The sequence below is a fragment of the Pandoraea oxalativorans genome (assembly GCF_000972785.3).
In the GTDB taxonomy this organism is placed as follows: Bacteria; Pseudomonadota; Gammaproteobacteria; order Burkholderiales; family Burkholderiaceae; genus Pandoraea; species Pandoraea oxalativorans.
The window spans coordinates 5069677-5083908 of sequence record NZ_CP011253.3 but is presented as its reverse complement, the minus strand read 5'-3'; the positions used below and the strand labels follow the sequence as shown (position 1 = coordinate 5083908).

The following is a 14232-nucleotide window of genomic DNA, read 5'->3' as shown; positions in this document are numbered from 1 at the left end:
CTGGATGACTAACGATTTTCCGTCAATCAAATGCATCGTTATCCTATCTAAAGTAATAGGTATTTCGTCGGGCGTTTTGTATGGGGTATGTAGGTGGATCGTCGGGGGCCGTTACGCAGAGGAGTTGCGGGTTTTTCCCAAATGCGCTATAGTCACGCCTCTTCGCGCGGGGGTATAGCTCAGCTGGGAGAGCGCTTGCATGGCATGCAAGAGGTCAGCGGTTCGATCCCGCTTACCTCCACCACACGAATGACGATTTTTGTCCCCTTCGTCTAGAGGCCTAGGACATCACCCTTTCACGGTGAGTACAGGGGTTCGAATCCCCTAGGGGACGCCATCCAGCGGCAACGGTGTGACATTGACACATCGAAGTCGACCGGCGTCAGATTCGCACGGCGTCGGTAATGCAAAACAGAAAGCCGGGTGTCTTCACGACATCCGGCTTTTTTGCGTACCCTTCTTTTTGCGCACATTTTGGAGTCTCTCTCATGAGCAAACCCGCCCTGACGCTCAAGTTCAAGTGCACCAAGTGCGCCAAACCCGTCACGCTGTACTTGCAGAAGACGACCGCTTGCTCGCATATCACGCCCTACCAGGGCTGGTGCAAGTGCGGCCAGTTGATGCGCCACGCCACGGGCGACAAGGACGCTGTCGCCTCGTTCGTCGACTCGATGGATCCGCTCTGGTCGCATCACCACCATCACCATCATTGAGCGTTGGCGGGCTAACGGGCGGCGTTCGTCGCTGAGCGTCCGCCGATCCACGCCAGACGCCGGCGAAGGAAGGTCTGCGCCGGTGCTTCGAACACGCGGAACACCGTGCGCGCGAGCGAGAACACCACGATCAGATACGCCACCAGGAACCACGGGTTCAGGGCGAGCGTCGCGCTCGACATGCCCAGGCGTTGCAGAACGATCACCGTCGCCAGTTGCAGGGGAAAGTGGATGAGGTAGCTGGCATAGGTCGTATTGCCCAGATTGGCGATGGGCTGCGCCAGCCGCTCGGGAATCCACGGCTCGATCGCGTGCAGCAAAACGATGGAGACCGGTGCGATCACCGTCGCCGCCAGATACTTCGTGCCGCCGAAGACCGCGCAGAACGCGATCAGCGCCACATAGGCCAGACAGCACAGCACGACCGTCCCACCACGGTGTTGCTCGATCACGTCGCGCAACCGCTCGTAGATCAGATGCACCGCGCCGCCAATGAAGAAATAGAAAGCGCAGAAGACGATGTTCGATGCGCTGCCCTTGACCTGCAGATGGATCAGCCATCCGCCCGCAGCCGCCGACGCGCACATCAGCAGCAACGTCCACACCAGCCCGATGCGACAGAAGCGCGCGAGCAGGAAGAACGCCACGTAGATCACGATTTCCGTCGAGACACTCCACACCGGGCCGTTGAAGGGGTCGGTGTACGGCGTGAGCCATCCGGACGCGAAGATTACGTTGACGAAGAAGTCGTACGGCGTGTTGTACGGATAAATGAAGAATGCGGCGTTCTCGCGCACGTAATACGCCTGCAATAGCGCCACGGCGATGAGCATGGCGATATGCAGCGGATACAGCCGCGAGAAGCGATTCAGGAAGAACAGGCCGCCGGAGACCTTGCGCGCGACGATCTTCGACAAATAGCGATTGAAGAAGATGAAGCCGGAGATCGCCCAGAAGACGTTGACGCCGAGCCATCCGAAATCGTAGAACGGATGCAGCAGCGCGTAGAGCGGCTGGGCGCTGCGCGCGAGGTCGATGGACGCCGTTTCCGGGCGGAAGAAGAAATGCTGGTAATGCCAGATCAGTACCGCGAACGCGCTGAAAAAACGCAGCATCTCGATGCCGACCATCCGGCCTTTGGTGCTGCTCGCTGCCGCGTTCGCTGCAACGTCGACGCCATTACCCGTCTTGCGACTGCCCATCAAACTACCCCGGTCACTTGATACCCGTTCCGTTGCCCAGCAGCTTCCGGACCATTTTCAGTCCTTTGCGCACTACGGCGGAGTATAGCTCGGCGCCCTTGAGCACCGGATCGACGTGACGGTCGTACGGCTGAATCGTGATGGGGAAATACGGCGAGAGCTTCGCCACCACCTGATCGAGCGGGATCTTCGTGTTGCTTTGAACCACGGCGAACAGGCCGTCGCTCTCGGGCGCGAAGTAGTGGGCGGCGTCCCACTCCTGCATCTTGTCGGCGAACCACACACTCTCGTCGGCGTGCAGGGTGCGCTGGGGCGGCACGGCCTGCGTGTGGTACCTGTCGAGCAGCCCGGCACGTTCGGCGTTGAGCCAGTACAGCGTGTATTCCGTCCAGTCGATGGCGTAGTTCGCGAGCAGCACGCGCTTCCAATCGGTGCCGTTCACGGCTTCGAGCCGCTCCTGCAACGACACGCACAGCGAGCGCGAGAGCGTCGCGGGCGTCCACCATACACCTTCGCGATCCAGATGCGGATCGACGTCGAGCAGCTTGGCCGACGCTTCCCAGTAGTACGGCTCGACGCTGCGCCCCTTGAGGTGCGTAATCGCGCGCCCGTCGACGATCAGCGAGTCGTAGTCGAAGCTGTGCGTGGCGAAGCAGTCCGGATCGAAGATCAGAAAGTACTCCGTCTCGATCCACTCCGGCGCATTGATCTTGATGATCTGCTGACGGTGCCAGTTGCGAATCTGGTGACGCTGCGAGAACTCGTTGAACGCGCCCATGTACAGCGATTCGTCGATCACTTCGATGGGGAAGTCGGACCATGCTTTCGCGTAGCCGCGCACTTCCTCCACTTCGTCGTGCGGCACGATGATGACGAAACGATGGAACAGCGACGGCGTCGTGAAGTGGCGCAGCGACGAGAACAGGATGTCGCACCGGCCGATGTTGTCGGCGTAGTGTCGTCCTCGTGTCTTGATCGGCAGAATCGCGCTGATTTGTTGCATGTTGGGCTGAACCGACGACTAGAAGAACCGGTAGATGAAGCTCGGAATATAACCGCGACGATGCGTGAGCGCCACGCCGATCAACCGTCCGCCGGCATCTTCGACCTGCGCCTTGAGCCCGGCGATGACCGGCTTGCGCGTGGCTTCGGCGCGCACGACCAGCACGGTAGCGTCGGCCAGCGGTGCGTTTTCGATGCCGGTGAACGACTGGCTCGACGGCGGTGCATGCACCACGATGTAGTCGTGCGACTCACGCAGCGCGTCGAACAGACGCGTGACCAGTTGCCACGACGACGGCACCGCGCCACTGTGAGGCTGTGCCACGACAATATTGTGACCATCGACACGGGTGAACGTGAGATCGGACAGCGCGCCCGATTCGTCTGTGCCGGTCGGCTTGACCGCTTCGACGCTGGCCGTGCCGCTGCCGCCATTCGACGGCCACGCCAGCAGGCCTTGCGCGTTCGGCTTGCCATACATCGGCGCATCCGGCGTGGAGGCAATGTCGAGAATCAGGATCGGCTTGCCGGAGCGATGTTCGAGCTCGCTGGTCAAGCCCTGAATGACGGACGAAAGACCGTCGTTCTTGCCGGTGGACAGGGCCATGACGACCTTGGCGACGCCGTCCGTACTGCTATTGATCGCAGCAATCATGCGGCCGTAAGCCAGATGTGCTGGCCGCGCGTAAGCCGGTTCGACGTTTGCACCGGTACTGGCTGCCGCACCTGCGGCGGCGCCGCGACGATCCCCACCGAGCAACACCGGCGCGTTCACCACCGGCAACAGCAGGGCGCGCTCGACTTGTTCGGGGCTGAGGAACGTCTCGCGCAGACTCGACAGGATCAGCACCGTCAGCGCGGAGATCAGCAAGCCTGCGGCAATCGAGGCGGCGATGAGCAGACTGGCCGAAACACTGCGTTGCGACGGCGGGAACGGCGCCTGAATCACGCGCACGTTGGTGCCGTTGATCTGGCTGACCTGGCCTTGCTGCACGCGCGCGAGTTCGACCTGACGCGAGCGCTCCTTGAAGCTGTCCGCGAGAATGTCGCGGCGCGCCTGCAACTGGCTCAACTGGCTCGACACGTCGCTCATGCCTTGGAGTTTGTCGCGCGTTTCCTTGATCTGGGCTTCGAGCGCGGCCTGTTGTGCGACGCCCCCGGCAATGCTGGCGTTCAGCACGGCCAGACGTTCCTGCACGACGTCGAAGTAGTTGTTATGCCCCATGCGCGTCGCCGTCATCATTTCCTGACGCTGCTTCGCGATGTTCGCGCGCATATCGGCGATCTGCTTGTCGAGCTGCACGACGAACGGCGACGTCGCCATGTAGCGCGACGCGAAGTCCGCACGCTTGTTCTCGAGCTCACTCAGCGAGCCCTGCAGAATGTTGATCGCGCGGCTGGTTTCGGAATCGTCCGTGTAGATCGGAATCGTGTTGCGGACATCCTTCGTCGACGATTGCAGCGACTTCAGTTCGCTGCGGTCCTGCGCGAGCTTCGCATCGGTTTCGAGCTTGCGCTGCACCAGTTGCGATTCGAGCTGCACGGCGCGCGACGTCTGATCGTCGATCTTGACGATGCCGTGTTTCTTTTGGAATGCGAGCAGATCGGCATCGGCCTTGTCGAGTTGCTTGCCTACGTCGTCACGCTGGCTGACCAGCAGATTGACGCGGCCTTGCGTGAAGATCGACGCGCGCTGACGGAAGTACTTGTCGAGCAGGCGCGCCAGCGCATCGGCGGCGGCCTTCGGGTCCGTATCCGAATACGTCAGCGAGATCGTGTTGGCGAGATCGTTCTGCTCGATGTGCAGACGCTTCTCGAAGTTCTGCAATTCGCGATCGATCTCGCTGGCCGTTGCACCCGGTCCGAGCTTCGAGAGAATGACGTCGCGATGCAATTCCGGACTCGACAGGATCTGCGCTTCCACGCCATTGAGCTGTCCCGGCGGCGGTTGCAGCGAGACGCCGCCGTTCGGATTGTTGGTCTGGTCGTAATACCCCGCATTGAGCACGAGCAGCGTGGCTTGTGCGCGATACGGAATCGGCACGAAGAGCGCAACGAGCACACCGAGCGCCACGATGGCGAGGAACACCGTCGTGGCGATTTTGCGGTAGTAGAAAAGTGTGTTGAGGTAGTCCCGGATCGTCACGTCGACGACCGCGGCGTGCCGGTCAGGCCTTGTTCTAGTCGTAATTGCCATAGAGATGCAAGAAGCGGAAAGGTTGCCCGGCCATAGTTGATGGTTTCAAGGCGCATATCTTACGCAAGAAAGTCCCCGTAAAGTCCCCCTAAAACCGCCATTATCCTAAATCGGACGCTGATTTATCGTGCTTGGCGAGACGGCAGAAGTGCACTAGAGTACGGTCCAAACCGTGAAACCACCTCGGCCTCGTGCCATCTGTCCCATGAATATGCTCCGCCCGGCCTGCGTACTGGCGCTGATGACGCTGACGGCCTGCTCCCACACCTGGGTCGACACCAAATACCAACAACCCGAACGCTTCGCGACGTGGGTCGATGCCACGCCGAGTCCGTACAAGTTGTTGCCCGGCGACGACATTTCCGTCGTGCTGCCCTTCAACATCGAACTCAACTACAAGGGCCGTGTGGCGCCCGATGGCACCGTCGCCATGCCATTCGCAGGCAATCTGCCTGCGGCGGGCCAGACGCTCGCGCAGTTCGGCGATACGGTCAACCGAGCGCTTGCGAACAACCACATGACGGCCAACGCGATGGCGATGGTCGCCGTCACGCAAACCGCTGCGCACGTGTTCGTCGGCGGTGAAGTCGGCAAGCCGGGCGAACTCGCACTCACGCCGGGCATGAGCGTGATGCAGGCGATCATCACCGCGCAAGGCCTGCTCGATACCGCACGTACCGGCGAAGTCGTGCTGATTCGCCGCAGCCCGGACGGCCGTCCGATGTTGCGCACCGTCGACATCAAGACGCTCACGCAGCAGGGCGATCCGGCGCAGGACATTGTTCTGCAATCGAACGACACCATCTTTGTGCCGAAGTCGTCCATCGCCGAAGTGGATCTGTGGGTCGACCAGTACATCAACAAGGCACTGCCGTTCAACAAGAACGTCAACTACGACATCAACGGCGCTCGCAGCTTCTGATCGCCCGACGTCAGCCGTCGCGCGATGTTCGCGACGGCTGACGTTCCCGAGTTCGCAGTGCAAACCCGTCAAGTCTACTTACCGATTCCAACCGCTTCGTGATAGCCGCGCAGCCCTCTCTCGAAATGAAGCCCGCCACCTCCGGTGCAGTGTCCGACACGACCCGCACGATCGACATGGTCGATGACGTGCCGGAAGTCTTCTCGGGTGGCTTGCCGCGCACGTTCGTCGTCGGCATTCTCGTGGTGCTGCTCCCGCTGTTCGGTCAGACGTTCCACTACATCACGGCGCTGTATCCGCTGTGGGCGCTCTCCAAAGCCTTCCCGATTCTGACGCTGCCGCTCGTGCTGCGACTCGGCAGTCAGCCGCGTTTTCCGTTCACTCGGCAGGTGTTGCTGAGCTTCGCGTGGCTCGTGATGGTGCCGAGCTTTGCGGCGGTGATCTACTTCCACGAAAGTTTTTTCACCAGCGTGACGGCGCAAGTGAAGTTGTTGCCGATTCTGTATTTCTTTTCCTTTCTCGCGCTGCTGCTCATGCTCAAGCCCACGCTGCATGAGTTGGGACGCAGTTTCGTGATTCTCGGTGCGGTCATCGTCGGCGCATTGATTCTCATGTGGCTGCTGGTGCCCGCGGACTGGTACAAGGAAACCTACGTTTTCGGACAAGCGCCGTTCTTCACGAACGACAGTCGCGGGCATCGTATCCGGATGTCGATGTACTTCCCGTTCATTCTGTTGTTTTTCTGCTATCGCCGCGCATTCTTCGAGCGCAACGTCGGCTACCTGATCAGCGTGTTGATCGGTCTGGCGGTGGCGCTGCTGATCGTGAAATCGCGTGCGCTCGCCATTGGCATCATGGGCGTGCTCGTCCACAACACGTTTGTGTGGGCACGCCCGCGTGCGCGCATCGGGTTGATGCTCGTGGCCCCGATTGTGCTGGTGGGCGTGTTTTCGATGGGGTATCTCGCGACCATCTTCAGCGCCAACGCGGAAACCGGCTTCGATACGCGTCGAATCTCGGCGACGCTGGCCACCCGCTTTCTCGGTAACGATTCGCTGCGCTGGCTCTTCGGCGTGGGCACGATCAGTCCGGCGAGCGGCGATACGCTGACGACTTATTTCCACCACTTCTTCTTCCTGGCCGACATTACGTGGCTCGGGATCGTGTTCGAGTACGGCCTGATCGGCGCGTTCGTCATTCTGTGTTTCCAGTTGCGCGGACTGTTCTTCTATCGGCGCTTGCGTGCGGAAGTCGAGGACGATTTCCTCGGCGCGCTGTACGACTATCTGGTCTTCGTACTGCTGGTGTCCTTCTTCTATCCACCAACGCTCGCCCCGGGCGAGACCGCCGTGATTCTGGCGATCTTCGTCTACGTGTGGCGTGTGGGTGGCTTCGACCGTCGTGCCGTCCCCCGGAGTCTCCATGCGCGTGTTGCCGCGCCGTAGTGCGTCTTCCCAGCCTTCGCCGTTTCGCCGCGTCATGCCCCGTCTGATTCAGCTCGCGGCCGCGGGCGTGATGCTGTCGTGCGCCGCGTGCACCCAGGCGACGCCCGGTGGCCCGCTTTCGGCGGAGATCGCCGTGGACGCGGCGGCGAACCGCCATCCGATCAACCCGCTGATCTACGGCATCAACTTCGGTACGACGGCGATGTTGCAGGATCTGCGCGCGCCGCTGAACCGCTCGGGCGGCAACAGTGCGTCGGCGTACAACTGGCGGCTCGACGCGCGTAACGCCGGTCGCGATTGGTACTACGAGAGCCTGCCCGTCAATCCGGCGGACATCAACGATCAGTTCGGCGACCGCTTCGTGGCGCTCACGCAGGCTGCCGGTGCGCAGCCGATCATCACGATCTCGATGCTTGGCCGCGTGGCTACGCTCTCGCGCTCGCGCGACCGGCTGGCCAGTTTCTCCATCGCCAAGTACGGCCCGCAGCAGAACCACGACGTGGACGGCATGACCGACGCGGGCAACGGCATTCTGCGCGATGGCACGCTCGTCAGGAACGATCCGGACGACGCTACCGTGCCCGACGATCCCGCGAGCCAGCAGGCCCGTGTGACAGCACTGGTGCAGCAGTTCGGCCCGGCGCGCGCGGGCGGTGTGAAGTACTACGCGATGGATAACGAGCCGAGTCTGTGGCAGTTGATCCACAACAACTCGCATCCGACGGGCGCGCACGCCAGCGAGATCGCCGCCAAGGTGATCGCGTATTCGCGCGCGGTGAAGACGGCGGACCCGAGCGCCAAGGTGCTCGCGCCGGAAGAGTGGGGCTGGAACGGCTACCTGTACAGCGGCTTCGATCAGCAGCATTCGGTCACGCATGGCTACGCGCAAGCGCCGGACCGCCTCAACGAGACGGGCGGCATGCCGTACATTCCGTGGCTGCTCACGCAATGGAAGAAAGCTGGTCGTCCGGTCGACATCTTCAGTCTGCACTTTTATCCGCAGAGCAAAGAGTACGAGGAACCGGCGAACGGCACCTCGACCGAGATTGCGCTCATGCGCAACCGCTCCACGCGCAATCTGTGGGATCCGAATTACAAGGATCCGACATGGATCAACAGCGTGGTCGCGCTGATTCCGATGATGCGTCAGTGGGTGGACACGTATTACCACCCCGGCACACCCATCGCGCTGACTGAGTACAACTGGGGCGCGGACACGCGCATGAACGGGGCGACGGCGCAGGCCGACATCCTCGGTATCTTCGGACGTGAGAAGCTGGACATGGCGACGCGCTGGGGCACGCTCGATCCGTCGATGCCGGTCTACAAGGCCATCAAGCTGTATCGCAATTACGACGGCCACGGCGGCGAATTCGGCTCGACCAGCGTATCGGCCACCGTCCCCGATCCCGATACGGTGTCGGCTTTTGCGGCAGTGCGTCCGAAGGACGGCGCGCTGACCGTCGTCGTCATCAACAAGCAACTCGACCGTGCCGCGCAGGCCAACGTCTCGCTCGCCAATTTCGCTGCTTCGGGCACCGGCGAAGTCTGGCAACTGGCGGATAACAAGCTGACGCGCCAGCCGGACATCACCTATTCCGGCAGCGCGTTGCGCGCCGATCTGCCGCCGCAGAGCATTCTGCTGTTCGTGCTTCGCAAGGCGGTGAACTGAGATGTCGGACGCGCCGAACACGTCCGCGCGGTCCGCGAAATCCGGGGCTTCGATGCTGCGCGGCAGTGTGATCAGCCTCGGCGTGCGACTGCTGGATTTGCCGAGCCGCTACGGCTTTCACCTGCTGATTGCGGCGGCGCTGGGCGTTGTCGAGACGGGTAACTTCTACATCGTCTTCAGTACGATGGTCGCGCTCGCGGGTTTCGGGCGTCTCGGGATGGATCAGGCGCTCACGCGTCAACTGGCGATGGACATCGCATCGGGGGAGTCCACCGCCGTGCGCCCGACGATCCGTCGCGCGCTTATGCACGTGTTCATCGCATCGGCGGCCGTCTCGGTGCTGCTCGCTGGCGGGGCGGCGCTCTTTGCCAACGATATCCTGAAGAAGCCGGAGCTTGTCGCGCCGCTCATGCTGGGCGCGTTGTCGTTCATCCCGCAGAACATGGGCGCGGCGCTGGCCGGTGCGCTCGCGGGATTGCAGCGCGTGGGCTTCAGTCAGATGATCTACTCGTGGCTGTGGCCGGCGGTGTTCTGTGTGGCGGCGATTCCGCTGGTGGCGACGGGCAAGCTGACGGTCGTCAACACGCTGATCCTCACGGCCGCAAGCTTTGCGGTGGCGGCGTTGGTGGGCGCGGTGCTGCTTCGCCGCTTCCTGCGCGACGTGCCTGCGGGTGAGCCGCATGGCGCGATTCCCGGTTTGCTCAAGCCGGGTCTGTCACTGTTCTCTCTCGAACTCACCAAACTGCTGATCACGTCGGCGCCGGCCATCGTGCTGGGGATTGTCGCGTCGTCGCGCGAGACGGGTTTGTTCGCGCTGGCGTGGCGTCTGGCGCTGGTCGTCAACATCCTGATCAGCGGCGTGACGGGCATGGCCGCGCCGCGATTCGCCAGCCTTTACGCGCGTCAGGATTTGCCGGGGCTGGAGCGCAGTGCGGCGCAGGCCATCGGGCTGGTATTGTGTCTCGCGCTGCCGGTCACGCTCGGCATGCTGGTCATTCCGCAGTTCCTGCTGGGGCTGTTCGGTCACGGGTTCGACGTTGGCGCGAGCGCTTTGCGCGTGCTCGCGCTCGGACAGATGGCTGCCGCGTGCTTCACCGCGATGCCCGAATTGCTCGGCATGACGGCGCACACGCGTGCGCTGATGCGCATCAACGGGGTGTCGGTCGTGGTGCTGCTCGTGGGGCTGGCGGCGCTCACGCCGATGGGCGGCAGTGTGGGCGCGTCGGTTGCGGCGTCGCTCGCGATTGCCGTGAACGGTGCCGCCGCCGCATGGGCCGCACGTCGGTTGCTCGGCGTGTCGCCGTTCGCGACGCTCTGGCGGTGGGCGGCGGGACGACTGTCGCGTCCTTAAGTCGTCGGTGGGTCACTGGGGCAGCGGTGGAGCGCGGCATTGAGGGCGCACATCGCCGCGCGCCCGTTGCGTTGAAGCGACCGTCTTACCGGTCGCGTGCGGCTTCCGCCCGAACCGCGTCGCGCCAGGGCGTCCAGGACAGATCGAATGTCTTTTCCGCGCGGCTGCCGTCCAGCACAATGTCCTGCTGCCACAGACGCGCGAGCGACGGTGGCAACGGCGCAGGCAATCCCCTCACACCGATCTTTCGTCCCGCGATCTCGGCGATCTTGAGCGCCAGGGCGACGAGCTTCGTTTCGATCTTCAGCCGACGTCCGCCGATGCGCTTCACAGGCGTTGCCCCCAGCGCCATCGCATAAGCGGTGAAGTACTCGTTCCAGCGCGGCGAGTCGCTCATGGCGAGGTTGTAGGCGTGCCCCCCAGAGGCCGGGTTGCGCAGTGCGTTCAGCGCAACCTTTACGACATCGTCCACATGCACGAGGTTGCTGTGCCCATCCCCTGCGGCACCCAGGTCGCCCAGCCGTCCGGCACGCAGCAGTTCGGCAATGCGTGTGGACCATTGCGGGCTGCCGCCGCCATACACACATCCCGGACGCAGCAACGTCACCGTCGACAGACCCGCCAGCGCCTGCTCGGCTTCCACCTTGGCGATGCCGTAGGGACTGGCGCCTGCGAGTGCAGTGGACTCGTCGACGTGTCCCTCGGCGACGCCGTACACCGCCATCGAGCTGAAGTAGACGACAGGCAGCGGCGTGCCGCGTGCGTCCAGTGCCTGCCGCAACGCGCGGGCGTTCGCCACGATCGTTTCCGGCGACCCGGCAACGCAGTTCACCAGACCGTCGACGTCGGCAAGGGCTTCGCCCAGCGAGGCGGCAGACAACGCGTCGACCACGCGCATGCCCGCGCCCGGACGGCGCGACGCGGCGACAGGCGCCGCCCAGTCGCTGGCGGCGAGTGCGTCCACGATGTGACGGCCGATGAACCCGGTCGCGCCGGTGACAAGAATGCGAGCTTTCATAGGGCGGACGGGATCAGAGAGCGGTGGAAGACGTCGAGGTGACGGGAACGGGCAGGGTGCTCAGATTCGCCTGCCGCTGCAAATGGTCTGCAAGGCGCAGCGCGAGCGCCACGATGCTCAGCGTCGGGTTGGCCTGACCCGACGTCGGGAAGACCGCTGCGCCCGCGATAAACACGTTATCGGCCTCGTGCAAACGGCCGTTGGCATCGACCACGCTCGAGCGCGGATCGTCGCCCATGCGGGCGGTGCCGATGTGATGGCCGCCGTAAGCGCCGTAGCGCGTCATCTCGGCTTCGACTTCGGCGGGATCGTAGGCGAAGCTGCCGACACCAGTGCGTTCGATCTCCTGCGCGAGCGCGGCCAGCGAGCGCGTCACGGTTTCAACGTCCTGCCGTGTGTAGCGCCAGTCGATGTGAATGCGCCGCATGCCCAGTGCATCCCGCTCGTCGCCGAGCGTGACGCGGCTGTCCTCGCAGGGTGCTTGCTCGGCGTGGAAGTCGAGACTGAAGCGAAGGTTGGCCGGGCGCACGATCACCGACGGAAACTTGCGTGTGGCGAGCGTGCGATGCGTCAGCCAGTGCGTGAGGAAGCGCACGGTGTTGGGCGCATCCATGATGACGTTGCGCGCGTGGGCCAGCCAGTTGCCGACGCCGCCCGGCGCGTCCCCGTACAGACGCTTCGCATACTCGTACGGCACGATGGGCCGTGCGAGATAGAGCGCCGACAGAATGCCGTTGCCGTGGCCCGCGTCCGGAATGCGCGGGTGATGCAGGCGGGCGATGAAGTTGCCCGCGTGAAGGTCGTGCTGCGCCTGTGGGCGCAATGCGAGACGTCGACGGCAATAAATGCCTTCGTCGGAGACGTCGTAGCCGTGCCACACGGAACTGGCCCCCGACAGATCGAGCGTGCCGATGGTCCCGGCGATGTGGCTCATGTAGTAACGGCCGACGACGTCGTGCGCGTTCCCCAATCCGTTGCCGCTAACACCGGGACTGTTCAGTAGCAGACGCGGCACCTCCAGCCCGCCCGTCGCCAGCACATACGCGCGGGCCGCCACCGTGAAAGCCTTTGCGTCGAGCGTTTTCACCTGCGCGGGGCCGACGAGGCGCGTTGCGCCATGCGTCTGAGGCAGATGACAGAGATTGGCGTGCTGCACGACACGCACGCGACCTTTGGCGAGACGGTTGCGGTAACGCGCGCCGAAGTCTGTCGGACAACTAAACCTCTCCAGCGTGTTCGTCGAGAAGACGTCGCTCTCGAAGTTGCCGATCATCGGGCGCGAGGGAGGGTCGGCGCGCGCAAAGGCCTGCTCGGCGGTATAAGCGAACTCGCCCGCTTCGCATAACGCGTTGGCTTGTCCGTACCACGGCATCAGCGCGTCGAGCCCGATGGGCCAGCCGCTGTGCGGCATGTAGTCGCGCGCTTCGAAGTCGATGGCATCGAGCGGCATGCAGCGTCCGCCCCACAGCGTGGTCGAGCCGCCGAAGCGGCGCACGCGATAGCTGTCGGCGGGCGGATGCAGGCGCGCGTGCGCGACAGTGCCCGTGTACAGCTGCTGCACGGCGGGCTCGGCGGCGTCACCGCCACTCTCGAGCAGGATCACGTCGAGGCCGCTGGCTTCGAGCGCCAATGCGAGCGTGATGCCAGCCGCGCCTGCGCCTGCGATGCACAAGTCGGCTTGCAGTTCGGTACCGGCAGGAATGTCGTTGGCGTCGAGGATCATCGTGTGTTCAAAATACGCGACGTGTTGTGAAAAGTGTCACTGACGTGCGCGAAGTGCGCTGCTACTATCGTGCCTGCTCTCGAATGCGTGCGGACGTCGCACGTCAAAAAAAGCAGGCATACCAGGGGTACGAAACGTCATGAGCCGCGACACCGATCTGCAAGCTGCACCGGCATCTTCCGTACGCGAAGTCTTCGAGCCTAACGTCGCACTGTTCGGTCTGAACATTGCCGCCGTACCGTTCGAGACCGCCGTCGAGGTGCTCACGCAAACCGCCGTGCTTCGCGATGGTCGCTCGCGCATCGTCGTCACCCCGAACGTCGACCACATCGTGCGGCTCGATACGCAGCCGGAATTCAAACGCGAATATCGCACCGCCGACTTTCTCTTTGCCGACGGCATGCCCATCATCTGGGCGAGCCGCCTGTTCGGCAAACCGCTGCCAGGTCGCGTGACCGGTGCAGACCTGCTGCCCGCGCTGTGCGACAACGCACGTGCGTCGGGCCGTAAAGCGGTCTTCGTCGGTGGACGCCCCGGACAGGAAGCCCAACTGACGGAAGGCTTGTCGCGACGTTTTCCCGGACTCGACTTCACGCTGCTGATTCCGTCGATGACGTTCGATCCGACCGGTGCCGAAGGCCAGGACGTCGCACAACGCGTTCGTGCCCTCGCGCCCGATCTCATCTTCGTCTGCCTCGGTATGCCGAAGCAGGAACGCTGGGCGATGGCGTACGCCGACACCATGCCCGGGGGGCTGATGCTCTGTGTCGGCGCCGCCATCGAATTCGCTGCTGGCATACAAAAGCGTGCGCCGAAATGGATGCAGCGCACCGGTTCGGAATGGATGTATCGCATCTTGCAAAACCCCGGCCGTATGTGGCGTCGCTATCTCGTCGACGACCGCCGATTCATCGGCATCTGCTGGCGTCAATGGCGCGAACTCGGACGCGAGTGAGCTTGAATCGGGCCACACGCCCGTTCGACTCA

11 protein-coding genes and 2 tRNA genes are annotated in these 14232 nt (G+C 63.3%); 8 read left to right on the top strand and 5 right to left on the bottom strand.

Features of this window, described 5'->3' with window-relative positions:
* Positions 1–168 precede the first annotated feature (168 nt).
* The 3 genes from MB84_RS22410 (at position 169) to MB84_RS22400 (ending at position 713) form a co-directional block, all read left to right on the top strand.
* A tRNA-Ala gene (locus MB84_RS22410) sits at positions 169–244 on the top strand.
* 17 nt (positions 245–261) lie between these two features.
* Positions 262–337, top strand: a tRNA-Glu gene (locus tag MB84_RS22405).
* A gap of 151 nt (positions 338–488) precedes the next feature.
* The gene (locus tag MB84_RS22400; RefSeq protein ID WP_039393487.1) at positions 489–713 is read left to right on the top strand and encodes a hypothetical protein; all 225 of its coding nucleotides are present in this window, start codon (positions 489–491) and stop codon (positions 711–713) included.
* An 11-nt stretch (positions 714–724) separates the two neighbouring features.
* Here the strand turns inward: MB84_RS22400 and MB84_RS22395 are convergent, their stop codons facing one another.
* Genes MB84_RS22395 through MB84_RS22385 form a run of 3 tightly spaced genes read right to left on the bottom strand, consistent with a single transcriptional unit; the run spans position 725 to position 5063 of the window.
* Entirely contained in the window at positions 725–1915 is a 1191-nt protein-coding gene (locus MB84_RS22395) for an acyltransferase family protein (RefSeq protein WP_046289945.1), read from the bottom strand.
* Between the two features lie 13 nt (positions 1916–1928).
* On the bottom strand, positions 1929–2918 hold the full coding sequence (locus MB84_RS22390) for a DUF6492 family protein (protein WP_046289944.1): 990 nt from the start codon (positions 2916–2918) through the stop codon (positions 1929–1931).
* Positions 2919–2936: 18 nt separating this feature from the next.
* On the bottom strand, positions 2937–5063 hold the full coding sequence (locus MB84_RS22385; protein WP_052652691.1) for a GumC family protein: 2127 nt from the start codon (positions 5061–5063) through the stop codon (positions 2937–2939).
* Positions 5064–5319: 256 nt separating this feature from the next.
* On the opposite strand from MB84_RS22385, the gene MB84_RS22380 reads away from it, so the two are divergent.
* From MB84_RS22380 to MB84_RS22365, 4 genes are all read left to right on the top strand, one after another.
* On the top strand, positions 5320–6036 hold the full coding sequence (locus MB84_RS22380; protein WP_052652689.1) for a polysaccharide biosynthesis/export family protein: 717 nt from the start codon (positions 5320–5322) through the stop codon (positions 6034–6036).
* Positions 6037–6161: 125 nt separating this feature from the next.
* Positions 6162–7481 (top strand): hypothetical protein, encoded by a 1320-nt coding sequence (locus MB84_RS22375; RefSeq protein WP_052652688.1) that lies wholly within the window; start codon positions 6162–6164, stop codon positions 7479–7481.
* A gap of 34 nt (positions 7482–7515) precedes the next feature.
* A complete protein-coding gene (locus MB84_RS22370) occupies positions 7516–9153 on the top strand; it encodes a glycoside hydrolase family 44 protein (RefSeq protein WP_052653516.1) in 1638 nt (545 codons plus the stop codon).
* A 52-nt stretch (positions 9154–9205) separates the two neighbouring features.
* Complete coding sequence (locus MB84_RS22365) at positions 9206–10504, top strand: lipopolysaccharide biosynthesis protein (protein ID WP_052653514.1); 1299 nt, start codon at positions 9206–9208, stop codon at positions 10502–10504.
* An 85-nt stretch (positions 10505–10589) separates the two neighbouring features.
* On the opposite strand, the gene MB84_RS22360 is transcribed toward MB84_RS22365, so the two are convergent.
* On the bottom strand, positions 10590–11522 hold the full coding sequence (locus tag MB84_RS22360; protein ID WP_046289941.1) for an NAD-dependent epimerase/dehydratase family protein: 933 nt from the start codon (positions 11520–11522) through the stop codon (positions 10590–10592).
* 13 nt (positions 11523–11535) lie between these two features.
* Positions 11536–13245, bottom strand: coding sequence for an FAD-dependent oxidoreductase (locus tag MB84_RS22355; RefSeq protein ID WP_046289940.1), 1710 nt, complete (start codon positions 13243–13245; stop codon positions 11536–11538).
* Between the two features lie 139 nt (positions 13246–13384).
* Here MB84_RS22355 and MB84_RS22350 point away from each other — a divergent pair, with 139 nt between their 5' ends.
* A complete protein-coding gene (locus tag MB84_RS22350) occupies positions 13385–14200 on the top strand; it encodes a WecB/TagA/CpsF family glycosyltransferase (RefSeq protein WP_084009933.1) in 816 nt (271 codons plus the stop codon).
* Positions 14201–14232 lie beyond the last annotated feature (32 nt).